Genomic DNA, 24291 nt, shown 5'->3' on the forward strand with positions numbered 1-24291 from the left:
GCAGCAGTGTAGGCAAGTAAGTTCACTTGCGCTACTAACTCCGGCGGACACGTACTCTGGTCGAGGTGAGTGCTGATCGCCTTGCCGAATTGCGCGGGACCTTTCAGGTGGGTTCGCGGCATGTGGTGCACGGTGCGCCGGGGATGTTCCGGGGGCTCGAGGTGGTGCGGTGTTTCGGGTTCGACGTGTGGGAGCCCGAACCGGTGCGGCGCAGGAAGATTCCCGGCGGGACGGTGAAGATCGTGTTCGCGCTGGACGGGGTGTTCGACGGGCGGCGGGTCGAGCCCATGCCGTTGGTGGTGGGGCTCCATGATCGGGGTGGGACCGTTGCGCACTCCGGGCGGATGGTCAGTGTCCAGGTGCAGTTGGATCCGCTGACGGCGCGGCGCGCGCTCGGGGTGCCGCTGCACGAATTGCGGAACAGCGCGGTCGATCTGACGGATCTGATGGGGCCCTCGGCGCGGCAGCTCGCGCAGCGGCTGGCGGAGACGGAGGAGTGGGATACGCGGTTCCGGCTGGTGTCGGAGTTCTTGCGCGAGCGGGTCGACGCGACCGAGCGGGACGGCGAGATCTCCGATGCGATCCGGCGGCTGCGGCAGTCGCGGGGCGCGGTGCCGGTTTCCGCGCTTGCGGACGAGTATGGCTGGAGCAGAAGGCATTTCAGCCGGAGATTCACCGATCGGGTCGGGTTGTCGCCGAAGTCGTACGGTTCGCTGATGCGGTTCTCGGCGGCGCTGGCGGCGCTGACCACATCGGGTGCGCACGAGCTGAGCAGGGTCGCGAGCGAGCTCGGGTATTTCGATCAATCCCACCTCAACCGGGACTTCCAGCGGTTCGCGGCGACCACGCCCGGACGGCTGCTGTCGATGTCCCAATCGTCCAATACCGGGTAGGGCCGACGTCCTTAACGTTTCGGCTGTCCAGACCGGAATCGAAAGGACCGCCCACCATGCCGGGATCGCCGTTATCGGTCCGCGTGGCCGCCGCAGGCGTCGGTATCCACGCGATCAACCACCTCATCGTGATTCTCGTTCCGCCCGTGAGCTGGAATCCCGGAACGATCTACCACCTGATCAGCGCCCCGCTCTACGCCGCCCTCATCCTCCCGCTGCTGGGCGGCCGCAACTGGGCCAGGATCACCATCTCCATCCTGCTGGCCTGCCAGTTCGCCGGACGGTTCGTGGTCTGGGTGATGTTCCCATCGATCGGAGTCCACTACGCGCTGCTCGCCGGATGGGCCATCTCCCTGATCGTGCTGGCGGCCTTGTGGATTCCGCGATCCGCGCGCGATCACTTCCGGCGCGGGGGAGTGGTGGCGAGCCGGGCGTGACCGCCGGGTCGCGCATCTAGTTCGCGGTCTGCCTGGAGCGCAGGAAAGCCCGCCATCCCGTGGCTGCTCGACGGCGTCGCGGCGCGTCCCGCGCGCACGCTGCGCACGATCTTCGACTGGCTGCACTTCGACATCAACATCCCCTGCGCCTACCAGCAAGCCCTGTCGGCCCGACTACCCACCGGACCGCTGCCGCGTTCCGGCTGTTTGGACGCGCTGGTGAATTCTGTTGTGGTCGAGACGGTTTGGCGGTGGGACTGAATTGTCCCCGGTGGTCCGCCGTCAGCCGGTGGATTTCACCCAAGGGATCACGCCGCCGGCGAGGACCGCGTCGACCTGGTTGCGGGACAGTCTGTGCGTCATCTGGTACCGGTGGTCGCGAGTGGTGTTGTGCACCGCTACCTTTCCGTCGCTGCCGAGCTGGGTTCGGATGTCGGGCACGGTGAGTTCGTCGCCGGGCTCGATGCGGGCGTAGTCGTCGGGATCGGTGAATTCGAGGGGCACGATGCCGAAATTGGCGAGGTTCTGCCAGTGGATACGGGCGAACGAGCGGGCCAGGACCACGCGCAAACCCAGGAAACGCAGTGTGATGGCGGCGTGTTCGCGGGAGGAGCCTTGGCCGTAGTTGTCGCCCGCGACCACCAGGTGGGTGCGGCCGGGGACCTCGGCCGCTCGCCTCGGGTAGTCCTGGTCGATGCGGTCGAAGGTGAATTCCGCCAGTTTGGCCAGATTCGATCGGAAGGGCAGCGCGCGTGCGCCGGCGGGGGAGATCTCATCGGTGGAGATGTTGTCGCCGAGTACGAGAAGGACCGGGCCGGTGACGGTTTCGGGTAGCGGGTCGAAGTCCGGCAGGCCGGTGATATTCGGGCCGCGGATGATCTCCGCTCGTGCCGCTTGCTCTTCCGGGAGCGGTGGGACCAGCATGTCGGTGTTGACGCTGGATTGTTCCGGGATCCGGGGGTGCGCCTCGGAAATGCCCCAGCGGGAGGCCAATTCGCGGGGGTCGGTGATCTCGCCGGTCAATGCGGAGGCCGCGGCGGTCTCGGGGGAGCACAGCCATACCGAATCCTCCCGGGTTCCGGATCGGCCCGGGAAGTTGCGGGGGAAGGTGCGCAGCGAGTTGCGGCCGACCGCGGGGGCCTGGCCCATGCCGATGCAGCCGAGGCATCCGGTCTGGTGAATGCGGGCGCCCGCGTCGATGAGATCGGAGGTGATGCCCGCCTTGGTGAGGTCGGCGAAGATCTGGCGGGAACTGGGGTTCACGTCGAAGCTGACCGCATCGCTGGTCTGCCGGCCGCGCACCAACTCCGCGGCTATCGCGTAGTCGCGATAGCCGGGATTGGCCGACGAGCCGATCACCACCTGGCTGACCGGTTCCCCGGCGACTTCCTTGACGGGTACGACGTTTCCGGGTGAGGAGGGGCGCGCGATGAGCGGTTGGACCTCATCGAGGGCGATCTCCTCGGTGTGGTCGTAGTCCGCGTCGTCGTCGGCCAGCAGTTCGCGGAAGTCGCCCGCGCGCTGCTCGGCGCGCAAGAACTCCCGGACCGCGTCGTCGGCGGGGAAAACCGTTGTGGTGGCGCCGAGTTCGGCGCCCATATTGGCGATCACGTGCCGGTCCATCGCGGTGAGGGTGGCGAGGCCGGGACCGTGGTATTCGATAATGCGGTGCACGCCGCCCTTCACGCCGTGGCGGCGCAGCATCTCCAGAATGACGTCCTTGGCCGACACCCACGGCCGCAACCGCCCGGTCAGCCGCACGCCCCAGATCTCCGGCATGCGCAGCCGCAGCGGCTTGCCCGCCATTGCCAGCGCGACTTCCAGGCCCCCGACGCCGATGGCCAGCATGCCCAGCGATCCGGCCGCGCAGGTGTGCGAATCCGAACCCGCCAGGGTCGCGCCGGGAATTCCGAAGCGCTGCATATGCGTCGGATGCGACACCCCATTGCCGGCCTTGGAGAACCAGATGCCGTAGCGGCGGCAGGCGGTCCGCAGGTATTCGTGGTCCTCGGCATTGCGCTCGTCGGCTTGCAGCAGATTGTGGTCCACGTACTGCACACTCACCGGGACCTGCGTGCGCCGCAGCCCCAGCGCCTCCACCTCCTGCATGACCAGGGTGCCGGTGGCGTCCTGGGTGAGCGTCTGGTCGATCCGCAGCCCGATCTCCTCCCCGGCGACCATAGAGCCCGTCACGAGGTGATCACTGATCAGTTTTCGGGCGACGTTGTACCCCATGCGGGTGGCTTAGCCGTCCACGGCCCCTTCAAACGCCGGCGTGCCGGGACCGCCAGCCCTCCAGCTTCGAATGCACGTCGCGTAGCCGGCGGTAGGAGTCGCGGTACACCTCGAACAAGGGGTCCAGCAGCGCCGTACGGCCGGTGTCGGGTGTGAAGACGCGGTCGGCCGTCGTGGTCCCGGCGGTCGCGGCGGCGAGGTCGGCATGGATTCCGGCGCCGACACTGCCCAGCAGCGCCGCACCCAGAACCGCGCTGTAGTCGCGCGTCGCCAGCCGCTGCACCGGCCGCCCGAGCACATCGGCGAAGATCTGCGCCCACAGCTCGCTATTGGAGCCGCCGCCGGAGAAGGTGATCGATGCCAAGGGTTTTCCGCACGCCGACTCGACGGCCTCCAGCACCTGTCTGCCCGACATGGCGACGCCCTCCAGCACCGCCCGGCCCAGATCCGCGCGCGTGGTGGTGGTGCTCAGCCCGAGAAAACTCCCGCGCACCGCCGAATCCCACAGCGGCGCACGCTCACCCATGAGATGGGGCGTGAACACCACACCGGAGGCGCCCGGCGCCGCGACTGCCGCAGCGGCGAGCACCTCCGCGACAGTTGATCCGGAAGCCCGGCTCCACCACCGCAAAGCGTCACCGCCCGCTTGCGTCGGCCCGGCATGGATGGTCACACCCGCCGAGGGCGGAAACGTCACGATGCCAGCCGTCGGAACCGCCACCTCGGCCGACCCGGCGACGACAAGCGAAGTGCCACAAGAGATCATCCCCCGTCCCGGAACGGTGAGGCCACACGCGTACATCTCGCTCAGCGCATCCATGGTGCCGACCACCGCGACGGCTGCCTCGCGCCGGTCCAGCGCGGAAACGGTAACCGGCCCGAGCGGATCGGTGGCGGGCCGCAGCGGAGGCAGCCGGTCGCGAAGCCCCTCGACCAGCCCGACCGCACCCTCGAGATACCCGTCCCCGGCCGCATCGACGAGCCCGATCGAGGACATGCCGTCACTGGCGACCACCCCGGTGAGCAGCGCATTGACGTAATCCTTGGGACTGAGCACCCACCGCGTCTCCCGCCAGACCTCCGGTGCGTTCCGTGCCACCCACACCACCCGCGGTATCAACCCCGAAGCATCGAAATCATAAGAACGCCCCCAGATCTCGGCCCTCCGCACCGCCGCGACCTCACGATTCAACTCCCGAGCGGTCTCCGCACATCGCTGGTCCTGCCACGTGATCGCAGGCAGCAACGGCCGCAACCGCGCATCGACGAACACATGCGTATTGACCTGACTGGTGACCCCGACCGCACGCACCGTCTCCATCGCGGCATCCGCCGAGACCTCCTCGATCCCGCGCAGGCACCCCGCCCACCACTCCCGTGGATCCTGTTCGGCCCAATTCGGATGCCGCCGAATCATCTCGTGCCCGGTGGTGTGCGAACGAACGACCTTCCCGCCTTCACCGAACAATGCCACCTTGACCGCCGTCGTCCCGACGTCGATCCCGAGAACCGACCCGCCTGCACCACTCATCGCACCTCCCGCGAACCTTCAGCAATTCGGAACATATCGCATTCCCCGTGGACGAGGCCGTGGCCTCGGATGCCGCCTATCAGGTTCCGGCATCTCCGGTGAATGCGAGAGCAGCGAGCGGGGCGATGAAGCGATGGGCGTAGCGGCGGAGGGCGGCGTCGTCATCGAGGTCGATCACGCTCTCGCGGTTGAAGACGAAGGACATGGCCAGGCGCACAGCTGTTTCGGCCAGCTGCTCCCGGGCTTCGGGGGCGCTGCCGCCGGCCGGGGACGCGGCGGTGAGGCGCTGGACGAGATAGGTGCGGGCGATGGTGACGAGCGAGCCGCCGCGCACGGTGAGAAAGGGCAGCAGTTCCTCGCTGTCGGAGAGCAGCAATTCACTCAGGATCGGGCTGGCGCGGATGAAACGGACGGTGGTGACGAAGCCCTCGGCGGCTGCCGTGGCGGGGTCGGCGATGGTCGCGGTGGCCGATTCCAGCTCGGTGAGGAAGCGGTGCAGTTCGCGCGTGAGGACCGCGGAGATCAGATCGGATTTCTGGCGGAAGTAGCGGTACACGCTGGAGCGCGCCAGACCGGCCTCGGCTGCGACCGCGTCCATCGGGGTGCGGCGAATCCCGTTGCGGCCGAAGCAGGTCAGCGCGGCATCGAGAATGCGCTCGGCGGTGGCGTCGAGCGGGCCCGCGTAGGTGACGCCGAACGGGGGAGCCATGTTCGTCACGTCGACAGGCTAGCCGGTACCGGGCGGCAGGCCGATGACCTCGTCGATAAGACAAATCCTGTGATACTGTCCGATAGGACAGTGAGAGAAATATTGTCCTATTATCTCGTTCGATGGTGAGGTGGAAGCGATGACCAGCAGCTCGACGGCGAGCCTGGCGGGGAATTCCGGAGCGCTCGCTCCGCCGGTCGAGGATCGAACTCGCCCGCTCGATGCCGACACGATCGCCTTCCGCATCGTCGGCGACCTGCGGCTCGGGTTCATGCTGGGCAGCGGTCTGCTGATGCAGACCCTGCACCCCGTGGTGGGTGCCGGTGTCGCCGAGCATTCCATCTACGAGAGCCGGCCGTGGGAGCGGCTGTTCTCCTCGCTCATGCCGATCCTCGGCTGCGTCTACGACGGACTCGATGCCGCGGACACGGGCAAGCGAGTTCGCGCCGCGCACAAGAACATCAAGGGCGTGGACGCGCAGGGCCGCAAGTATCACGCCATGGACCCCGACGCCTACGGCTGGGTGTGGGCCACCATCTTCGACGCCGTGGTGCGCATGCGTGAAGTCTTCGCCGAGCCGCTGTCGCCATCCGAACAAACCGAGTTCTACTGGGAATGGCGGTATGTCGGCCTGACCATGGGACTGCGGCCACAGGACATGCCGCCGTCGCTCGACGCGTTCCGCGTCTACTACGAGCGCATGATCCACGAGCGACTCGAACACGGAGAGGTGCCCGATACCGTGCTCGCGATGATCGCCTCGGTGCCGCCGCCACCGTATTGGCCCTTGGGACAGACGATTTGGCGTGTCGTCCGCACGCCGGTGTGCCGGGCGATGGTCAACACCACGAAGGGCACCCTGCCCGAGGAGGTGCGGCGCGCCATCGGCATCGAATGGTCCGGCCGGGACATGCTCGAATTCGCGGTGTACGCGACCGTCATCCGCGCGGTGTTCGCCCTTCTGCCGCGGCGGATCTCCTACTTCCCGCGCGCGGCGCGGGGCAGACGGCAAGCGCGACTCCCACTTTGACCGCATTCCAGCGCATCGCCCGCGGGCCTGCTCGTATCCTGCGGTCGTGACTTCAGCGGCGCAATGGACGATGACACTGCGGGGTGCGGTGGTGGGTGGTACGGAGTGCGGGGACCGAGAGGGGTATCCGGTCCTGGCTTTTCACGGCGCTCCGGGTTCGCATGTCGAAGCTGCCGCCTTCGCCGAGACCGCGGCGGTGGGGGCGGGTTTGCGGCTCATCGCGATCGATCGGCCGGGTATCGGGCTGTCGGGCCTGTCCAGGCGGCGGCAGGTCGTCGACTGGGCCGATACCGTGGCCGAGGTGGCCGACGGGTTCGGGCTGGATCGGTTCGCGGTGCTCGGCGCTTCCGGGGGCGGCCCCTACGCGATGGCGTGCGCACACCGGATCCCCGACCGCGTCAGCAGTGCCGTCCTGGTGAGCTCGCCCGCCCCGTTCGACGACCGCACGAGCGATGCGAACCACGATGGCATCAAACGCGCGGGCGGCCTGATGATCTTGCGGCGCTGCCCATTCCTGGCCCGGCCGGTGTCGGCACGCATGGCCGCGGTGACCCGCAACCCCCGCGGCCTCATGGCGCTCATCGCGCGGATGTCGCCGACCGACCGCGCCCGCATTGCCGACGACGACGAACTGCTCGGCAGGATCGCCGACAATATCCACATGGCCTTCGCCCAGGGCAGCCGAGGCGTGGCCGCGGACCTGCAGGCCCTCTTCGCCCGCCCCTGGGGCTTCGACCCCGCCGACATCACTGTGCCGGTACATATTTGGCACGGCGAAGACGATGCGAACGTGCCCGTGGCCGACGCCCGCCGGCTCGCCGACGCCCTCCCGAATCACCGGCTCGAAATCATCCCGGGCACAGGCCATCTACTGTTCGTCGACCACGCGGCGGCGATTCTGGACTCGATCACCGTCGGCGGGCCGGAGCAAGCCCCGCACTGATCAGGTCGCGTCCAGGACGCTGGCGGGGACGCCGTAGGGGAGGAAGCGGACGCGGCGGCGTTCGTCGGTGTTGTCGCGGTGGGCGCGCAGGGCTTCGAGTTCGGTGGGGAAGACCTGGTCCACGCGGGCGGCGCCGGTGTCGTCGAGGGTGTAGATGGCCCAGACGCCGCTGCCGGTCTCGCCGGTGGTCTCGCCTTCGGATTTCGGGGGGCGGGTGCGTTCGGGCTGAACGAATTGGGCGAAGAGGGCGCCGAGGGGGTTGGCGCTGGTGCGGTCGATGTATTCGCCGGCCTTGGCGATCAGGTCGCGGACCTCGATGCCCGCCTCGCGCAGGGCTCGTTCGAATTCTTCCGGATCGATCCCGAACGGGCCGTTGGTTGCCATCGAATCTGCTCCTGGGGACGAAGTCGGCGCTACCTCCCTCAGTGTCCTCGCGGAACGCCGACTTCGCCAATGGCTCAGGGCACGGGCCCAGGACACCGGGGCTGCTTCGCCGATTCGGTCAGCCGCACGATGCACAGGCCGCTGCGCTCGGCTGTGACATCGGTGACCTCGAGCGGGTACGGCTGCGCAAGCCCCTTCGCGCAACTCGACGATATCGAGAACGCGCCCGCCGACTAGCGCGTCCGCCCCGCGCGGCCGGCGCGGAAGCGCTGATCGCGGCCGGTCCGCGGCCGGCCGCCGCCGTCGCTGTCCGAATTTGTCCGTGCCCGGTGCGAGACTCTGGGACATGCGATGGGCGGTGGCGGAAGCGAGCGACGGGGGTGTGCGGCTGTGCCCGCTCGATCAGGACGGCCGCCCCGCGGGCCCGGTGCTCCGCGAACCGTCGCTCGCCGACGCGGTGCGCGCCCGGCCCGAGGTGGAGCGCTGGGTCTGGCGCTCGACCGCCGAGATCCATCGGCGGCTGCTGGCCGCCGGTGTGCGGGTCGAGCGCTGCTATGACGTGGAGGCCGCGGAGGCGCTGCTGATCGGCCATGAGGAAGGACAATCCGGGCAGGCCCGCTCCCTGCCGGCCGCCTGGGCGCGCCTGCACGATCTGCCCGTCCCGCCCGACGCCCCCGTCCGGGCCGCCGACACCCAGCCATCCTTGTTCGAATCGGGCCCACCGCCGCTGCCGCCGGGCACCGACGAATTCACCGCGCTGCTGGAGGTCTACGCCGATCAGGTGGCCCGTACCGCGAGAACCGAGCACCCCGAGCGCATGCGGCTGCTGCTCGCCGCCGAATCGGCCGGCATGCTGGTCGCCACCGAAATGCATCGCGCCGGAATCCCTTGGCGCGCGGACGTTCACCGGGAGCTGCTGGACGGGATGCTCGGTGAGCGCATCGCGGGCGGGGAGCCGCGCCGGATGGCGGAGCTGGCCGAGGAGGTGTCGAAGGCATTCGGCGACGGTGTGCGCGTCCGTCCGGATCTCCCCAATGACATTGTCAAAGCCTTTGCCCGCGTGGGCATCTCGCTGTCCTCCACCCGGAAGTGGGAACTCCGGGAGATCGATCATCCCGCGATAGCCCCGCTGCTGGCCTACAAATCCCTCTACCGCCTCTACACCGCCCACGGCTGGTCCTGGCTCGAACAGTGGGTCCACGACGGCCGCTTCCGTCCCGAGTATCTGCCCGGCGGCACGGTCACCGGCCGCTGGACCACCAATGGCGGTGGCGCACTGCAGATCCCGAAGGTGGTTCGCCAGGCGATCCGCGCCGACCCGGGCTGGCGGCTGGTGGTCGCCGACGCCGACCAGATGGAACCCCGCATCCTCGCCGCCATCTCCCGCGATCCGGGACTGATGGAGGTGGCCGGCCGCGGTGAGGACCTCTACGCGGATCTCGCCGCCCGCGCCTTCGGCGGCGACCGCGCCCAAGCCAAAATCGCCATGCTGGGCGCCATTTACGGCCAGACCTCCGGTGACGCCCTCACCCATATGGCCGAACTGCGCCGTCGCTATCCGGCCGCGGTGGCCTATGTCGACGACGCCGCCCGCGCCGGGGAGGAGGGGCGCCTGGTGCGAACCTGGCTGGGCCGCACCTGCCCTCCGCTCTCCGCCGACCAGCCGGACCACGACGCGGAGAACTCCGGCGGATACGGCAGCACACCCAGAGCGCGCGCTCGCGGCCGCTTCACCCGCAATTTCGTCGTCCAGGGCAGCGCCGCCGACTGGGCGCTGCTGGTCCTGGCGGGCTTGCGCCACACCATGTCCCGCGCCGGTCTCCGCGCCGAACTGGTCTTCTTCCAGCACGACGAAGTGATCGTGCACTGCCCGGAGGAGGAGGCCGCCACCGTCGCCGAGGCGATCACCGACGCCGCGGACACGGCGGGCCGAATTGCCTTCGGCCCCATGCCGGTTCGCTTTCCCTTCACCACGGCGGTGGTGGAGTGTTATGGGGACGCCAAGTGAGAGTGCGGATCTCAGGCGATCCGCAGTAGCTCGCGCTCGGACGCGGCGTTCGCCCGCGTCAACAGCCGGACAACGGCCTGCGCCACGTGCTCCGGCTGCTCGAGGATCACCGAGTGACCGGCGCCCTCGACCAGCACGAGATCCGAGTAATCGATGCCCGCCGCCGTCGCGACCGAGTGCGAGGGCGGTGTCATCAGATCCGCCGAACCGCACAGGACCAGCGTCGGGATCCGCGACAGGACCGGCAGCGCATCGGTGCGGTCGAAGTCGATGAGGGCGCTCAGGAAGGTCGCCATCGTCAGGATCGGCGTCGCATTGTGCATGGCATTGAATAGGGCGACGATCCGGGGACTGACCTGCCGGTCGCCGAATTCGGCGATCCGGATGATCGGCGAGAAGACCTTGCAGGCCAGCAGTTTCGCATGACGCATGAGGGTGGGAGCGCGCCGGACAGCGGCCTGGAACAGCGACACCAGCGGATGGCGCAGCAACCGGCCGAAACCCGCGTCGGCGAGTCCGCTCGCGGCGGTGGCGATGAGCGCGACGCCGACAATGCGGGCGCCGATCTCGTGCGGGTTCTGATGGGCGTAGGTCAGCACGGTCATACCGCCCATCGAATGGCCGACGAGGACCACCGGTCCGGCGGGAGCCACGGCATCGAGCACCTCGCGCAGATCGCGGCCGAGCTGTTCGATGGTGTAGGTCCGCGGCAAGGCGGCGGCGGACTCGCCGTGGCCGCGATGGTCGTAGCAGACGATCCGGGCCCCGGAATACCGCCGCAGCAGCGCTTCGCGGATATCGGACCAGGATTCGGTGCGCATGCAGTGGCCGTGCACGAGCACCACGGTGAGGTCGGCATCGCGCGGGCCGGTGATGCGAACGGCAAGCGCCACACCATCCTTCGTCACGACCGTGGCTCGACGCTCGGTCGCGGCGGCGATCGTGCGGATGGTCGGCATGGCGGGCTCCGGGTTCGGTGGGCTGTGTCTTCCCACTGTCCGCCGGATCGTTCGCCGATATCAGGACCCCGAGTGCTGTGATCGCTCCCTCGAGGGTGAACGAATCACCACCTGGGTGGGGCCCCGATCCGCACGCGCGGTCAGGCCGCCTCCCAGGCGAACCCGTCCGGATCGGTGAAAGAACCACCGCGACCGCCGATGACGATCCGATGCGACCCGCTGCCCTCCGGCGCGACCCCGGCGTCCTTGGCCGCGGCACGGTGCCCGTACAGCGCCAGCTTGACCGCCGAGGACGGCGCGGCGAACTCGACGTACTTGCCGCCGAAGCTCTTCGCCACGGTCAGCCCATGGTCGATATAGAACTGCTTGGTCGCCTTCACATTGGCGACGCCGAGCAGCACCACGAAGTCGTCGATCTCACGAGTGGCCGGACCGGTGTCCTTCTTCGCCGAGGTCGCGATCTTCCAGATCGCCCCGTCCGGCGCCTGGATGACGCCGCCGTAGCCCCAGAAGCTCTTCTTGGCGGGCTTGAGCGCGGTCGCGCCCGCCTCGAGCGCGGTGCCGATGAGGCTGTCGACGGTGCTCGGCTGGGACACCACGAGCGAGAGGATGTAGCCGCGGAAACCGGTCGTGGGGGAGTCGGTGGCGCGGAAGCGCAGCTTGTCGCCGAGACCGAACGCGGCGTCGTAGAAGGCCGCGGCGGCCGCGGGATCGATCACCTCCAGGGTGACGGCGTCGATGGTGTTCTGATCAGCGGTGATGTTCATGAGAGCAACGCTATTCGCCGCCCGGCGCCCGGTGCTTCTCGATTCCTGACGGGTCCGAGCGCGCCGTCGCGCGCCGCCGGACCGGGCGCTCCCGCCGCGGGTGGGATGATCGAGGTAGCCGCCGAAAGGGCAGGGTCCGCCCGTTCGACCGGGACGTCCGCACCATGATCTACGAACGCGCCAAAGGCATTCACGGCGACCTGTCCTTCGGCACCGAACGCGATGTGGACCCGGCGCAGCTCACCCCGCACATGCTGCGCAAGCGCATCTCCACCACCGAGCAGCTCTCCTATGCCGAGCTCTACGACTGGCTGGAGCCCGGCCGGCTGCTGCAGGAACCACCGCCCGACTGGTCCGCAGCCGATGCCGACACCTTCCGCCCGCTCGTGCGGTGACGGTGTCGGAGCAGCGTGATAATCGACACGCACAATTAGATTGTGCACAACTAAATTGCTGTCTACAGTCTTGGTATGGCCGATCCGATGGCGCTCGAGCAGCAGGTGTGCTTCCCGCTCTACGAGGCGATGCGGGCCATGACCGCCGCCTATCGCCCGAAGCTGGAGGCGCTCGGGCTCACGTATCCGCAGTATCTGGTGATGCTGACGCTGTGGGAACGCGACGAGCGCACCGTCGGTGACCTGAGTGCGGCGCTGGCGCTGGACTCCGGCACGCTGTCGCCCTTGCTGAAACGGCTGGCGGCGGCGGGCCTGGTCGAGCGCAGGCGCTCGGCCGCCGACGAGCGGCGGGTCGAGATCCGGCTGACCGAACGCGGTCGTGAAATGCGCGATCGGGCCTGCGATATTCCCGCGCAGATGGCCGCGGCCACCGGGCTGTCGGTGGACGAACTCGTCGCCCTGCGCGACACCCTGCGCCGCATCACGCGGGCGCTGAACCATTCCGAGGAGAGCTGAATGAACGTCCTGTACACCGCCGAGGCGCTGGCCACCGGCGACGGCCGCAACGGCCGTACCCGCACCACCGACGGCAAGATCGACGCGCACCTGTCGACGCCGAAGGAATTGGGCGGCAATGGCGAGGGCACCAATCCCGAGCAGTTGTTCGCCGCCGGGTACGCGGCGTGCTTCCATTCCGCGCTGCGCCTGGTCGGCACCAAGGCCAAGGCCGATATGACCGATTCCGCCGTGGGTGCGAAGGTCGGCATCGGCCCCAATGACAAGGGCGGTTTCCAGCTGGCGGTGACGCTCGAGGTCTCGCTGCCGCATCTGCCCGTGGATCAGGCGCGGGCGCTGGCCGACGCGGCGCATCAGGTGTGCCCGTATTCCAATGCGGTGCACGGCAATATCGACGTCCAGGTCCTGGTCGCCGAAGACTGAGCAGAAGGAGCGGAGCATGCGTGCGGTAACCATCGAACAGTTCGGCGAGCCCAAGGACGTGCTGGTCGCGACCGAGCGGCCGATTCCCGAGCCCGGCCCGAACGAGGTGCGGATCGAGCTGATCCTCGCGCCGATCCACAATCACGATCTGGCCATTATTCGCGGCGTGTACGGCTATCGCCCGCCGCTGCCCGCCATCCCCGGCACCGAGGCCGTCGGCCGCATCCACGCCGTGGGTGCGGACGTCACGGGGCTGGAAATCGGTCAGCGCGTGACGGTTTCGGGTATCCAAGGCGCGTGGGCGGAGTACTTCCCGGCCCCGGCGGCGGCGGTGATCCCGGTGCCCGACACGGTATCCGACGCCACCGCGAGCCAGCTGCTGGCCATGCCGCTGAGCGCGCTCATGCTGCTGGAGGACTTGAATGTCGCTGCCGGCGAATGGATCACGGTCAATGCGGCCAATGGCGCCGTCGGCCGCCTGCTGAACGTGCTGTCCCGGCAACGCGGTATCAATGTACTCAACCTGGTCCGCAGCCCCGAGTCCCGGCAGACGTTGCAGGACTTGGGATTCACCCCGGCCTTCGACACCGAATCCGCCGGCTGGCTCGAGCAGGCCACCGCCGCCACCGCGGGCGCTCCCATCGCGCGCGCCGTGGACCAGGTCGGCGGCCGCGCGGCCGATGACCTGCTCGCCCTGCTGGGCCCGCGCGGCGAACTGATCTCCTTCGGCGCCCTGTCGGGCCGGCCGCTGCTGATCGACCCGGGCAAGATGATCTTCAAACAGGCTGTGGTCAAAGGCTTCTGGGGCTCCAAGCGGGCCGAGGAGATCGGCGGCGCCGACCGGCGCCGCCTGATCACCGAACTCGTCGAGCTGGCCGCCCGCGGCGTCCTGCGACTCGAGGTCGAGGAGACCTTCCCGCTGCGGGCCGCCGCCGACGCCGCAGCCGCGAGCGAACGCCCCGGCCGCAATGCCAAGATCGCGCTGTCCCCGGCCGAGCTCTGACGAGGCTTCCGATCACGACCGCGGTGTGCTGATGGCATCCCGGGCGCGGTCGAGCATGGCCGCGAACGGACCGACGAGCAGGTTCGCTCCGACCGATTCCACGCCCGCGTGCGGGCGGGTCGGCGCGAGCGCCTCGGCGATCTCCACGGCGCGGCGCATGCTGCAACTGCCGGTGCTGGCCCGACCGCCCTTGCGAGCCTGTTCCACCGTGTCCTCGCGATTGCCGAACTGTCCTGGATTGCTGCTGTCTGCCATCGGATCTCACTCCTCTGTACGGGCTGCTGTTCCGGCGCGATGCCGGTGTGCTCGCACTACCCCGAACGGATGGCGGAAATCATCGCCCGCCTGCGGAGTCCGGCCGTATCACGGCCAGGGCGTGTTCCACTCCCGGGACACCTCGGAGGGGTCGGCGACCCGTGCCGGGGGCTCGGGGGTGCGGGTGACCGGCCGGCCTGTGGCGCAGGCGAGTTCGGCGAAGCGAACGACATTGTGAACGGCCGCGCCGCCCGGGTCGTTGTTGAAGTAGACGTAGACGTCGCACTCCTTGTCCCAGGTGTCGTCGAGGCGGCGTACCCAGTCGGCGAGGACGTGGTCGTCGTAGCACGGCCACGGTGCGCCCGTGCCCTGGTGGAATCGCAGATAGCCCCAGTCGGCCGTCCGCCACAGCGGCGTGACGGGCCGGTCGAGCTTGTCGGCCCAGCACAGCGCGGCATTGTGGCGCTGCAGGATGTCGCGGACCTCGCCGGTCCACCAGGTGTCGTGCCGGGGTTCGACGGCCACCCGCAGATCGGCGGGGAGCAGCCGGAGCACGGCGTCGAGCCGGTCCGGCGCGACGGGCAGGGTGGGCGGCAATTGGATCAGCAGCGGCCCGAGTTTGCCGCCGAGCCCGCGCGCCGCGTCGATCATGCGCTCGAGCGGCGGATCCGGGTCGAGCAGCCGGCGGCGGTGGGTGAGCACGCGGCTCGCCTTGACCGCCATGACGAAGTCGGCGGGCGTGCGATCCCGCCAGCCTTCGAAGGTGGCGCGCGGCACCGGCCGGTAGAAGGAGGCGTTCAGCTCGACCGTGGCGAACGAGCGCGCATAGTGTTCCAGCCAGCGCCGCTGGGCCAGGCCGCGGGGATAGAGCACCGCGCGCCAGTCCGCGTACTGCCATCCCGAAGTGCCGGCGAGCATCGTCATATCCGCGGAGATTCCCGCGCACACGATCCGCAATCACGATTACGATCGGCCCGCGGGGCCGTGCGGGAATTCCCGATCCGAGGGAGAACGATGCGGACGATCGAAAGCCTCGATGAGCTCACCGGCTTCGTGGCCGGTGTGCACCGGGCTACGGCTGCGTGAGCCCGCCCGCGGCCGCGACCACCCAGGCGAGCTGGGTCTTGAAGATGTCGCTGTGCGCACCACTGGGCGGCCCGCCCTGATTGACCACCTCCGACGCGTCGAGGTTGAGGATGCGGTGGGGCTGGAACGGATAGGCGGTCCCGGCCGCGCCGAGAGGCCGGCGATCCGCTTCGAACGCGCCGTGCGACCCCATGGCGCGGAAGCGGAACAGCCTGTCGTCGGCGCCGCTGGAATCGTCCTTGGCGGCGAGCGAGGCGAGCGGGTACATGGTGCTCAGGGCCGAATCGTGACTCGAGTGGCAGACGGTTAGCGGGCCGTCGAGCCGGGTCAGGCGGCCCGCCAGCGCGCCGCCGCCGTCCCGGAAGGGCAGCCTGTCGGTGAAGGTGAAGCGCGAGAACGCGCCTTGCAGCAGGGTGATCGACTTGACCGGCGAGGGGCCCTCGGCGAGACCGTCGAGCGCGTAGGCCACGACGCGGGCGCCGAAGCTGTGGCCGACGAGGTGGATGCGCAGGCCGTTGTGCTCGGCGGCGAGTCGCGCGACCACCGGCCCGAGACCGGTGCGGCCGACGACGCCGGCGCGGTTCTTCATCTTCCAATAGCTGAGCTGGCGCAGCGCCTCCTTGGCGCCGTGCAGGGCCTTGTCCAGGAAGCTGCCCGCGGCGGCTTCGCCACCGCCGGACTCGAATTCGACGCCGGTCGTGGCCAGCGTGGCCGCGAACTTGTCGAACACCTCGGTCGGTGTGCGGTTGGTGTCGAGCATGCCGGGTTCGTCGGGGGCCTCGGCCTCGCCGTCGTCGAATCCCTGTCGCGTCGCCGCGTGGAACGAACGCAGTTGCGCGAACAGTTCATTGACGCTCTCCTGGCTGGGCGGTGCGGCGAGCAGTCCGGCGATCGCGTCGAGTTGCGTTGCGCCCGCGGGGAACATGGCCTTCAGGTCGGCGAGAATCGCGGGGTCGATGGTCGGAGCGCCGGCCGGCACCACCGGTCCCGCGTCCAGCGCGGCCGCGCCGCCGCCGTCGGCGTGCCGGGTGATGGTCTCGAAATCCGGGATCGGTTCGTCGCGCCAGAGCTGCGAGGGCCAGAACACGCCGACGAACCCCACCTTCCGGGCCGCGGCGATATGGGCGGCGAGCAATTCGAACCAGCGCTTGTAGAGCCGAATCGCGGTGTCCTCACCGTTGTTCCAGCCGTGCGAGAACAAGACGACATCGCTCACCCCGGACTGCCGGATCTCCGCGGTGAGGGTGGCGATGAGCTGCGGGTCCACATCGCCGTCGTCGTCGAACACCAGCCGCCAGAACGGGCGGCCGGCCACCGTATCGGTCATTGTCCTTGTCCTTTCCGGAAATTCACACCGATTGCAGAGCACGCATGAGATCGACCAGGCCGCCGCCCTGGAAGGCGGGGTCACGGCCGAGTGAAGTCGCCGACTCGACGAAGATGCGTTTGACGGCCTCCGGGTCGCCGATGAATTCGCGCTGTACCGACAGAAACGCCGCGATCGCGCCGGACACATGCGGGGCGGCCATGCTCGTTCCGCTGTCCTCGATATAGATCGCCATGTCCTCGGCTTTGTCTGCGCTCTCGCCCTCCAGCGTGCGCAGCACCGGCCGCAGCAATTCCCCGGCCGCCGCCGACGCGATCCGCTCACCGGGCGCGACGAGATCGGGTTTGCGGCGGCCGTCGGCGGTGGGGCCGCGCGACGAAAAATACGAGATGCCATAGGAATGCGGTGCGTCCTTGTGCGTCGATCCCACGGTGATCGCGCGTTCGGCATTGCCCGGATCATTGATGGTCATGGCGGCGCTGAACTGTGTCACATCCGACTTCTTCGCGACGACGGTGATGAACGCCGAATTGCCCGCCGCGACCACCACGACCACGCCGGTGCGCACCAGCTTGTCCACCTCGAGGCAGAGCGGGCTGCGCCCGCAGGCGAACCATTCCGGATTGAATCCGTAGCCCAGGCTCAGGTTCACTCCCTGGATGCGCGGCAATTTGCCGCTGGCGGCATTGATCTCGCGGACATAGGCCAGCGCCTCGATCACCCGGGTGGTGCGGGCCTCCTCGTCCCCGCCGCCGCCGAGCACCTTGAGGCTCACCAGTTTCGCCCGCGGCGCGATCCCGGCCAGGTCCTCCCGGCGCTCGAACGGCCGCGGCTTGACGATCGGCATCTCGGGTTCGGCGACATTGAACCGCCGCTCGGTGACCAGGATCTTTTCCGTCGGACCTTTCCAGAGTTCGAGCCCGCCGGCGATGATGCCCGCGACGTGGGTGCCGTGGCCCTTCTCGTCGATCAGTGCGGCATCGGGGCCCCTGCCGGCGCCGGTGAAGTCCTTGTGCAGCTCACGGACGCTGGGATCCTCCAGGGTCCGATAGCCGGCGAAGTGCGGATGCTTGCCATCGATACCGGAATCGATGACGGCCCAGACGATTCCGTCGCCGAAGCTGTTGAACGCGCGCTGCGCGGCCGTGGCCTTGATCGTCCGCGCCGACACGTCGATCTGCGGCTTGATCGGGAAGTCCGGCCAGATCCGGAAAATGGCGCGGGTCTCCCACTTGCCGTCGACCGCGTCCGCGGAGATCAGGCCCTCGATCTCGGTCGTGGTCAGCTCGCCCACCGCGTATTCGTCGGCCAGGTGCCGGGGCTTATCGGTTCTGCCGAGGTAGCGCCACAGTTCGGCGATCCGCTTCATGGCCTTGTTCGGACCCGTGCGATACCGCAGATTCAATTCGATCATGATCGGAATCGGCTCGGCGGAGCGCTCCGCCCCGACGCGCCTTTTCGCGAACTCCTCGCGCATCGGCGGCGTGAGCACGCCCGAGACCAGGATGTCCGCGCGCTGCGGCGTCTCCGGCGCGGCGGTGAGCTCCCGCTCCGGTACCGCGTGGGCGCGCTCGCACGCCTCGGCGAGCGTGCGCTCGCCTTCCTCGGTCAGGCTCAGATCGCGGACGAGCCCGCGTTCGGCAAGCGTTGTCAGCGCTGCCTTGACCTGATGCTGCCAGGCGGGCTTCTCATCTCTGTAGAGCCGATCCGTGGCATCGAATCGCGACGCGTACCGAGCGGCGACCATGATGAGCACAGACTTCTCGGTGCGCTTGATATAGCGCGTGGAGATCTCGCCCAGTGCGCAGTGCACGCGCGGAATCCACACGGTCTGGTCGTCGCTCATGATTCCGGCTCCCTCGGGCTACGGTGCGGGTAAAGGGGGAATCGCGGGCTCATTGCCATCGGAATTCACCTGGCGGAACCGATCGAAAAGAAATGCGACGATCTGCGCGATGGTGTTCGCGTTTCGCAGGGCCTCATCGAGATTGCTCACCGAGTTGTCGCCGATCCCGATCACATGGAAATACTCGTGCGTCATGACGTCCCGTTGCAGATCCGCCGGCGCCGCGAAGAACGGCGTGCACAGACTCACTTTGGGATCCGGATCCTCGGCCAGCGTGGCGGCGAAGGGCGGCGGGGTGGACGCGCACCTGCCGAGCACGCCCTCGTCGATGACCGTCACCGGTTGGGCGAGGTTCTGCCGGATCAGATTGATGACGGACGTGAGGCCCTGCCGCAGCAGCGCGTCGAGCGGGTCGGCGCTGACCACCAGCCGCCGCGCCAGCACCTGGAGGTCACGCGCGTGCGCGACGCCGATGATGCCGGCCTCGAAGGTCCGCGCCGGTTCCGGGAGCGCCGCGGCGATATCGATTTCGGTGCGCAGCCCCACCAATCGAGCGAGGACGGCTTCCTGCGACTCCCGGCTGCGCCGGTGTGCCTGCGACATCTGGGTGCCATGGGTGATGCCGCCGGCCGCGAGATCATCGTCCATGCTGCGAATCGTTCGTTTGCCGACAATATCGTCGGCGTCCTGTTGGATGGCAAAATTGATGATGCGCCGAATACGCTTGTAGTGCAATACCGCGGCGGCGGTCTCGGGACCGTACTTGAAATTGTCTTTCTCATCGCTGGGCAGCGTGATTCCTTCCAGCACTTCGAGAGCCAGTTGAATCTTGAGAACGTGCGCACCGGTCTGGCCGGGGGTCACATGTGCCGCGTCGTCGGTCAGGACGGCCTCGAGGCGGGCGTCACCGGCGAATTGGGGTGAGTTGAGAGGCATCGGAATCGTCCTTTGCTGTCGGGTGTGTGGAATCACAGGTACAGATGATCGGCGTAGACCAGTCGCGAAATCGTGGCCTTGCCTTCGGCTCCGGGTTCCGGATCGGTGGGCAGCAGCTCGAATTCCTCGATCAGGACGCGGAGTTCGGGTGCGGTGCCCGGGGTCCGGAGCGGGTGAGCCGGGTCGAGTTGCAGGACGCCGCTCCAGCTGGCAGCCAATTCGGTGATGCGCGAATCGCCGGGGTCGAGGTGCACGCGGACGCCTTCGACGGTGCAGTGCACCTGTTCGACCTTCGTCCACCCGAGGTCGCTGTCGGAGCCGGGATCCTTGGCCTGCAATGTCGCGACCACGCGGCGGCTGGTGGGCAGCGCCCAGGCGGCGAATTCGGCCGGATCCACCGGCTGCGGTGGGGGATTCGGCGCGTCGAAGAGGCCGGGGAGATTGGTGAACGCGGTGGAACCGGAGACGGTCACCCGGACCTGTCCGGCCTCGGGGCGGCTCAGGGTGGCAATACGTTCCGGCAGCAGCTGCACGAAATCGGTGGCAACCGTCGGGGAGAGGAAACAGCCCGCGACCGAATTCGGCTGGTAGCGGGCGAGAGTCAGCCGGACGAACGGCCAGGCGGTGTCGGCGGCGTCGAATACCACGTCGACGAACCGGCGCTTGCGGCCCGTGTGGTTCTCGGGGCGGAACAGGTACGCGCCGCGCTGGGCATCGAGTTGGACGTAGGACACCGGTCGTCCGGGTCGCTGCTGTGGATCCAGGCCGAGCTGGAGGGCGCGCTGTTGCCAGGCCGGAACGACCTGCAGATCGGTGGAATTGCGCAGGACCGGCGTCACGAACGCGGGATCGCGTCCCCACAGGCTGATGGCCTCCGTGGTGGGGGTATCGGTGGGCTTGTCGGGATCGCCCTTGCCCGGAACCGGGAAGTCGACCGCGCCGACGATGACCGCGAGCAGTTCGCCGTCGCCGCTGGAGAACCACGGTTTGTCGAGCCAGATCCGCACGCCGCTGCGGCGGGTGCGGCGGCGGGCGAACGGATGCTCCGGTTCGCTGTCCTCCTCCCACAGGAACATCGGCATGACATCGCGCACGCTCGGCGGCAGCGGCGGCGCGGAGTTCAAATGCGTGACCTGCCAGGTGTTTCCGGCCGAGGCCGCATCGTCGGGTGCCGGCAGGTCCGCGGCGTCGAAGAACTCGCGGTACCGCGAGGCGCCGTGCAGTCGATAGTCGACCTTGCGGTACTTGGTGTCGGGCAGGGTGTGCACGATGGGGCGCACCGGCACGCCGGGTGGGCGGGTGCCCGCCGGGGGAGCGCTCGTGGTGGTGATCAGCGATTCCTTCTCGTCCTGCCCGACGGGGAAGGCGGCGACGATTTCCCGATGTTCGACGGCTGCGGCATCGCCGGCGCTCTCGTCGTCCACCAGATCGGACCAGCTCGCCCGCAGCTCGGCGCGCTCGGTGCTGTCGCCGTGGATGTCCAGTGTGCCGACCAATTCCGCGGTGACGACGCCCTTTTGGCGGCCGAGGGCGGTGAGCGCGGTGATGGCGGGCGGGACGGCGGGACGCATGGTGGCGTGCACCAGGCGCAGGTCGATGCTCGGGGTCAGCCACCACAGCCAGCCGTCGAGGGCGGCCCGCTCGAGCAGCTGCCGATCGGACTCGGCGACATTCGGGTCGTGCACCGCGTGGAATCGCCACAGCCCCAGGCGATCCAGGTGCTCCTTGTCCAGGGTCGTGGAGACCGCGACGGCGATCTGCTCGCCGGGCGGAATGCCGACGTCGATCACGGACCCGTCCTGCTTCGCCCGCAACGCCGGTGCGCCGTGCACCACCAGGCGCAGCGGTTCGATGCTCGGCCATTGCCCCGCAAAGGGAATCACCACCGATTGCAGGATCTGAGCGGTGCGCAGGTGATGGCCCGCGCCCGCGCGGTAGAAGACCAGCGCGATGCCATGGGCCATGGAGTCCGGCAGATACGGCACCACCAGGTTGTCGACATCGTGGACGACGTACTGGCCCTCGGCGGGCTGCTTCTCCGGGTCGGCCTCGAGTTCCTCCAGGGTCACGAAGGCGCCCGGATCCGCTCCCGGGGAGGCGTGCAGCGAAACACCCGGCTGTGCAACGGTTCCCGCCGGATCGTCGAGATTCTGGATGCGAATGTCGAACAGGCTGCCGCGCTCCTTCAGCGCGATGGCGTAGCCGCGGCGGCGGTCGTCGAGATCGGCCGAACCCATGAGCGCGTCGAAGCGCCCGTCCAGCTCGGCGTCGAGCTGGGTCGACTTGGGTGGCACCAGGTGGCGCTGCGAGGTCACCGAGCCGTCCACGCTGTCGCGAATCACCAAGCGGTTCAGCGACTCTCCCGCGGTGTAGGGATGGCGCGGCACCACCGCCGGCGGCAGCACGGCCTCCCACCGCAGGAACAACCGCGGGGTGGTGACGATATTCGGGTCCTCGGCTTCGGCGGCGAACAGACCGGCGAACTGGACGGGCTCGACGTCGAATTGCGGCCGGGTGGTCAGCCGCGCGGCCTTGGCCTCGATGGCCGACACCGCGGTCTCGACCTGGGCGACCTGCTCGTTCGCGGGCGGCACGGCGATGGCGTCGCCGCGCTGCTGCTCGAGCAGCCCGGCGGCGTCGCGGGCGTCGGCATCGGCGCGCAGGGCCGCGATATGGGCGGTCGCGGTCGCGACCACGGCATCGCCCGCGGCCACCGAGCGCGTGGTCATGCTCCGTTCGACGCTATTGCCCGCCAGGTCGACACCGACGACCCGGAAGGCGTACCGGCGGCCGTAGCGCAGGGCGGGCAGGGTGCCCGTCGCGGCGACGCTGCGGATGCCGATGCCATCGGCGTCCGCTGTCGGGCGCTCCTGCTTGTCGGTGAGCATTTCCTTGCCCGGCTTCCCGCCCTGGCCGCTGTCGTGGACGATCTGGAGGCCGGGGCGCGGCGCGGCCAGACTCCAGCCGTCCCAGCCCGCGATCACTTCGTGCACGTAGTACGGGTTCGCCGGATCGCCCGGCGCCCGGCTCATGGGCGCGTTCTGCAGGTACCCGGTGTCGGGGACGTCCGAAAGTAGCTCCGTGCCACGGAAATCCGCGTGGACGCGCCGCCGGTGCAAACTGTGCCAGCCCTTGGTGACATCGTCCCAGACCTCCACGCGGTAGCCGCGGGCGAGGGAGTCGAAGCCGAAGCTCGGGCGCTCGCCGATGGGGGTCTGCCCGGCCGAGACCCGGGGCGTCATCTGCTCCGCGGCCTCGACCCGGGCCCGCAGCTCATCGGGCCGGTCGATGTGTGCCAGGGAGAACCCGGACGACCGCAGCGTGCCCGGAGCGAAAGTCGCCGGGTCGCCGTTCAATTCGGTCGCGGTGGCGCGCACGACGCCGCGCAGCAGCTGTTCGAGTTTGAGCCCGGAGGCGTCGGGATCGAGATCCATGACGCGGTAGCGATCGGGGCGGCCGATGGTGAGGAAGCCGTTGACCCACTTATCCGATTCTGGGGTCGCCAGGAACCGCTTGCCCGCCACGACGCACCGCGTGGCCGGTCCGATGAGCAGCTCCACACCCGGTGCGGTGACATCGCAGCAGATGAGCGTGGCGGTGGCGAGGGTCGCGAGGTCGGCGACCTTCAGATCCAGGACGAATCCCAGCTGCCGCGCCAGCACGGGCGTGCTGCCGATGGCGGCGGCGCGGGCGTGGAAATCGGGGACCACCGGCGTCGGCCGCGGCTCGTGCACCTTCTCGGTCGGCCGCGGCTGGTACGGGGTTTGCTCCTCGGCCCGGTGGTAGAAGCGCTGGGTGGCATGGGCATCCCGGACCATGGCGAAGGTCGGATCCTCCGGCGCGCTGTCCTGCAGCGAATTGTCGAGAAATTCGGTGACCTCCCGGTCGCAGTCGTCCAGCGGGGCCTCGATCGGGGAGCGCCACGGCTGTTCGCCACTCGCGAAGGTCAGGTTGACGTCGGGTCCGGCGGGGCCGGGCTCCGGTCCGGGTTCCGGCGCATCGGCCGGCGGATCCGGCAACTCGAACCGCACCGCCGCAGCGGCATTCGTGGTCGCGGAGTCCGCGAATCCGGCGCGCCGCCGCCGCTGCCTCTCGGCATAGGAGTCCAGCAGCGCCAGCGTCTCGCGCAGCTTCGGCGAATGACCGTCGCCGATCACCCGCTCGCGCAACAGATTCAGGACACCCTGCGCCAGCCGGTTCCCGGCCACGCCCGGCCTGGTGACCGGCGAGGAGAAGGCGGAGGAATAGTGCGCGGCCAGCGCGTGCTCGGGCAGGCGATTGGCCGGATAGGTCTTCCACGGCGCCTCGGAGGTCTTGGGCGATGGAAAACCGCGCACCGGCGTCGTGCCCGGAAACGCCGTCTGCCAGGCCGATTCGCTGAGCGGGCCGAACAGGGGCGTGCACGCGATCGTCCCGGCATCGGTGTGCAGGGTGATCCGCGCGCTCTTCAAGGTGGTCACCCAGTTGCCCATGGCCGTCAGATCGGCCAGGGTCTCCGTCGCGCCCGGCGTCAGCCGGTGGGTGAAGAACAGCGACACATGGAAATCGGCATTGGGATCCACCGAGTGCGGCAGCACCGTGGTCATCAATTGGACTGCGCCGGCCATG

At 68.9% G+C, this 24291-nt stretch carries 20 protein-coding genes and 1 pseudogene; 9 read left to right on the forward strand and 12 right to left on the reverse strand.

Going from position 1 to position 24291, the window contains the following annotated elements:
- Positions 1–65: 65 nt before the first annotated feature.
- On the forward strand, positions 66–893 hold the full coding sequence (locus ACYQ5L_RS14530) for a helix-turn-helix domain-containing protein (protein ID WP_459957865.1): 828 nt from the start codon (positions 66–68) through the stop codon (positions 891–893).
- A 56-nt stretch (positions 894–949) separates the two neighbouring features.
- Positions 950–1330 (forward strand): hypothetical protein, encoded by a 381-nt coding sequence (locus ACYQ5L_RS14535; protein ID WP_459957866.1) that lies wholly within the window; start codon positions 950–952, stop codon positions 1328–1330.
- Positions 1331–1612: 282 nt separating this feature from the next.
- On the opposite strand, the gene ACYQ5L_RS14540 is transcribed toward ACYQ5L_RS14535, so the two are convergent.
- The 3 genes from ACYQ5L_RS14540 to ACYQ5L_RS14550 all read right to left on the reverse strand — a co-directional run bounded on the left by ACYQ5L_RS14540 (position 1613) and on the right by ACYQ5L_RS14550 (position 5805).
- The gene (locus ACYQ5L_RS14540) at positions 1613–3565 is read right to left on the reverse strand and encodes an aconitate hydratase (RefSeq protein WP_459957867.1); all 1953 of its coding nucleotides are present in this window, start codon (positions 3563–3565) and stop codon (positions 1613–1615) included.
- Between the two features lie 28 nt (positions 3566–3593).
- Positions 3594–5096 carry a xylulokinase gene (locus ACYQ5L_RS14545; RefSeq protein ID WP_459957868.1) on the reverse strand — a complete coding sequence of 501 codons (1503 nt, stop codon included), beginning with the start codon at positions 5094–5096 and terminating at the stop codon, positions 3594–3596.
- A 79-nt stretch (positions 5097–5175) separates the two neighbouring features.
- Positions 5176–5805: a TetR/AcrR family transcriptional regulator gene (locus ACYQ5L_RS14550; protein WP_459963432.1), complete on the reverse strand. Its 630-nt coding sequence runs from the start codon at positions 5803–5805 to the stop codon at positions 5176–5178.
- A 139-nt stretch (positions 5806–5944) separates the two neighbouring features.
- Here ACYQ5L_RS14550 and ACYQ5L_RS14555 point away from each other — a divergent pair, with 139 nt between their 5' ends.
- Positions 5945–6835, forward strand: coding sequence for an oxygenase MpaB family protein (locus tag ACYQ5L_RS14555; RefSeq protein ID WP_459957869.1), 891 nt, complete (start codon positions 5945–5947; stop codon positions 6833–6835).
- Between the two features lie 46 nt (positions 6836–6881).
- Positions 6882–7778 (forward strand): alpha/beta fold hydrolase, encoded by an 897-nt coding sequence (locus tag ACYQ5L_RS14560; protein WP_459957870.1) that lies wholly within the window; start codon positions 6882–6884, stop codon positions 7776–7778.
- Here the strand turns inward: ACYQ5L_RS14560 and ACYQ5L_RS14565 are convergent, their stop codons facing one another.
- Complete coding sequence (locus ACYQ5L_RS14565) at positions 7779–8162, reverse strand: hypothetical protein (RefSeq protein ID WP_459957871.1); 384 nt, start codon at positions 8160–8162, stop codon at positions 7779–7781.
- A 346-nt stretch (positions 8163–8508) separates the two neighbouring features.
- Here ACYQ5L_RS14565 and ACYQ5L_RS14570 point away from each other — a divergent pair, with 346 nt between their 5' ends.
- On the forward strand, positions 8509–10170 hold the full coding sequence (locus ACYQ5L_RS14570; RefSeq protein ID WP_459957872.1) for a bifunctional 3'-5' exonuclease/DNA polymerase: 1662 nt from the start codon (positions 8509–8511) through the stop codon (positions 10168–10170).
- A gap of 11 nt (positions 10171–10181) precedes the next feature.
- On the opposite strand, the gene ACYQ5L_RS14575 is transcribed toward ACYQ5L_RS14570, so the two are convergent.
- Both ACYQ5L_RS14575 and ACYQ5L_RS14580 read right to left on the reverse strand, forming a co-directional pair.
- Positions 10182–11129, reverse strand: coding sequence for an alpha/beta fold hydrolase (locus tag ACYQ5L_RS14575; RefSeq protein ID WP_459957873.1), 948 nt, complete (start codon positions 11127–11129; stop codon positions 10182–10184).
- A 140-nt stretch (positions 11130–11269) separates the two neighbouring features.
- Entirely contained in the window at positions 11270–11896 is a 627-nt protein-coding gene (locus ACYQ5L_RS14580) for a glyoxalase (RefSeq protein ID WP_459957874.1), read from the reverse strand.
- 164 nt (positions 11897–12060) lie between these two features.
- Here ACYQ5L_RS14580 and ACYQ5L_RS14585 point away from each other — a divergent pair, with 164 nt between their 5' ends.
- The 4 genes from ACYQ5L_RS14585 to ACYQ5L_RS14600 all read left to right on the forward strand — a co-directional run bounded on the left by ACYQ5L_RS14585 (position 12061) and on the right by ACYQ5L_RS14600 (position 14233).
- Positions 12061–12291 (forward strand): hypothetical protein, encoded by a 231-nt coding sequence (locus ACYQ5L_RS14585; protein ID WP_459957875.1) that lies wholly within the window; start codon positions 12061–12063, stop codon positions 12289–12291.
- 75 nt (positions 12292–12366) lie between these two features.
- Positions 12367–12807 (forward strand): MarR family winged helix-turn-helix transcriptional regulator, encoded by a 441-nt coding sequence (locus ACYQ5L_RS14590; RefSeq protein ID WP_459957876.1) that lies wholly within the window; start codon positions 12367–12369, stop codon positions 12805–12807.
- A complete protein-coding gene (locus tag ACYQ5L_RS14595; RefSeq protein ID WP_459957877.1) occupies positions 12808–13230 on the forward strand; it encodes an organic hydroperoxide resistance protein in 423 nt (140 codons plus the stop codon).
- Positions 13231–13246: 16 nt separating this feature from the next.
- A complete protein-coding gene (locus ACYQ5L_RS14600; RefSeq protein WP_459957878.1) occupies positions 13247–14233 on the forward strand; it encodes a zinc-binding dehydrogenase in 987 nt (328 codons plus the stop codon).
- Positions 14234–14245: 12 nt separating this feature from the next.
- Here the strand turns inward: ACYQ5L_RS14600 and ACYQ5L_RS14605 are convergent.
- The 6 genes and pseudogenes from ACYQ5L_RS14605 to ACYQ5L_RS14630 form a co-directional block, all read right to left on the reverse strand.
- Positions 14246–14392, reverse strand: a pseudogene (locus ACYQ5L_RS14605) (hemerythrin domain-containing protein); the annotation flags it as partial.
- Positions 14393–14596: 204 nt separating this feature from the next.
- The gene (locus ACYQ5L_RS14610) at positions 14597–15412 is read right to left on the reverse strand and encodes a DUF72 domain-containing protein (protein ID WP_459957879.1); all 816 of its coding nucleotides are present in this window, start codon (positions 15410–15412) and stop codon (positions 14597–14599) included.
- Positions 15413–15560: 148 nt separating this feature from the next.
- Positions 15561–16901, reverse strand: a complete 1341-nt coding sequence (locus tag ACYQ5L_RS14615) for an alpha/beta fold hydrolase (RefSeq protein ID WP_459957880.1) — start codon at positions 16899–16901, stop codon at positions 15561–15563.
- A 22-nt stretch (positions 16902–16923) separates the two neighbouring features.
- Complete coding sequence (locus tag ACYQ5L_RS14620; RefSeq protein WP_459957881.1) at positions 16924–18747, reverse strand: S8 family peptidase; 1824 nt, start codon at positions 18745–18747, stop codon at positions 16924–16926.
- An 18-nt stretch (positions 18748–18765) separates the two neighbouring features.
- Positions 18766–19683, reverse strand: coding sequence for a hypothetical protein (locus ACYQ5L_RS14625; RefSeq protein ID WP_459957882.1), 918 nt, complete (start codon positions 19681–19683; stop codon positions 18766–18768).
- 32 nt (positions 19684–19715) lie between these two features.
- Positions 19716–24290 carry a hypothetical protein gene (locus tag ACYQ5L_RS14630; RefSeq protein WP_459957883.1) on the reverse strand — a complete coding sequence of 1525 codons (4575 nt, stop codon included), beginning with the start codon at positions 24288–24290 and terminating at the stop codon, positions 19716–19718.
- Between the last annotated feature and the right edge of the window lies 1 nt (position 24291).

It is taken from the genome of Nocardia sp. IFM 10818, assembly GCF_054655275.1.

Excerpts from the sequence above, each read along its gene's own strand:
- ACYQ5L_RS14575 (WP_459957873.1), bottom strand. The coding sequence starts at position 11,129 with ATGCCGACCATCCGCACGATCGCCGCCGCGACCGAGCGTCGAGCCACG.
- ACYQ5L_RS14610 (WP_459957879.1), bottom strand. The coding sequence starts at position 15,412 with ATGACGATGCTCGCCGGCACTTCGGGATGGCAGTACGCGGACTGGCGC.
- ACYQ5L_RS14535 (WP_459957866.1), top strand. The coding sequence starts at position 950 with ATGCCGGGATCGCCGTTATCGGTCCGCGTGGCCGCCGCAGGCGTCGGT.
- ACYQ5L_RS14595 (WP_459957877.1), top strand. The coding sequence starts at position 12,808 with ATGAACGTCCTGTACACCGCCGAGGCGCTGGCCACCGGCGACGGCCGC.
- ACYQ5L_RS14615 (WP_459957880.1), bottom strand. The coding sequence starts at position 16,901 with ATGACCGATACGGTGGCCGGCCGCCCGTTCTGGCGGCTGGTGTTCGAC.
- ACYQ5L_RS14625 (WP_459957882.1), bottom strand. The coding sequence starts at position 19,683 with ATGCCTCTCAACTCACCCCAATTCGCCGGTGACGCCCGCCTCGAGGCC.
- ACYQ5L_RS14550 (WP_459963432.1), bottom strand. The coding sequence starts at position 5,805 with ATGGCTCCCCCGTTCGGCGTCACCTACGCGGGCCCGCTCGACGCCACC.
- ACYQ5L_RS14555 (WP_459957869.1), top strand. The coding sequence starts at position 5,945 with ATGACCAGCAGCTCGACGGCGAGCCTGGCGGGGAATTCCGGAGCGCTC.
- ACYQ5L_RS14540 (WP_459957867.1), bottom strand. The coding sequence starts at position 3,565 with ATGGGGTACAACGTCGCCCGAAAACTGATCAGTGATCACCTCGTGACG.
- ACYQ5L_RS14580 (WP_459957874.1), bottom strand. The coding sequence starts at position 11,896 with ATGAACATCACCGCTGATCAGAACACCATCGACGCCGTCACCCTGGAG.
- ACYQ5L_RS14570 (WP_459957872.1), top strand. The coding sequence starts at position 8,509 with ATGCGATGGGCGGTGGCGGAAGCGAGCGACGGGGGTGTGCGGCTGTGC.
- ACYQ5L_RS14565 (WP_459957871.1), bottom strand. The coding sequence starts at position 8,162 with ATGGCAACCAACGGCCCGTTCGGGATCGATCCGGAAGAATTCGAACGA.
- ACYQ5L_RS14620 (WP_459957881.1), bottom strand. The coding sequence starts at position 18,747 with ATGAGCGACGACCAGACCGTGTGGATTCCGCGCGTGCACTGCGCACTG.
- ACYQ5L_RS14590 (WP_459957876.1), top strand. The coding sequence starts at position 12,367 with ATGGCCGATCCGATGGCGCTCGAGCAGCAGGTGTGCTTCCCGCTCTAC.
- ACYQ5L_RS14630 (WP_459957883.1), bottom strand. The coding sequence starts at position 24,290 with ATGGCCGGCGCAGTCCAATTGATGACCACGGTGCTGCCGCACTCGGTG.
- ACYQ5L_RS14600 (WP_459957878.1), top strand. The coding sequence starts at position 13,247 with ATGCGTGCGGTAACCATCGAACAGTTCGGCGAGCCCAAGGACGTGCTG.
- ACYQ5L_RS14545 (WP_459957868.1), bottom strand. The coding sequence starts at position 5,096 with ATGAGTGGTGCAGGCGGGTCGGTTCTCGGGATCGACGTCGGGACGACG.
- ACYQ5L_RS14585 (WP_459957875.1), top strand. The coding sequence starts at position 12,061 with ATGATCTACGAACGCGCCAAAGGCATTCACGGCGACCTGTCCTTCGGC.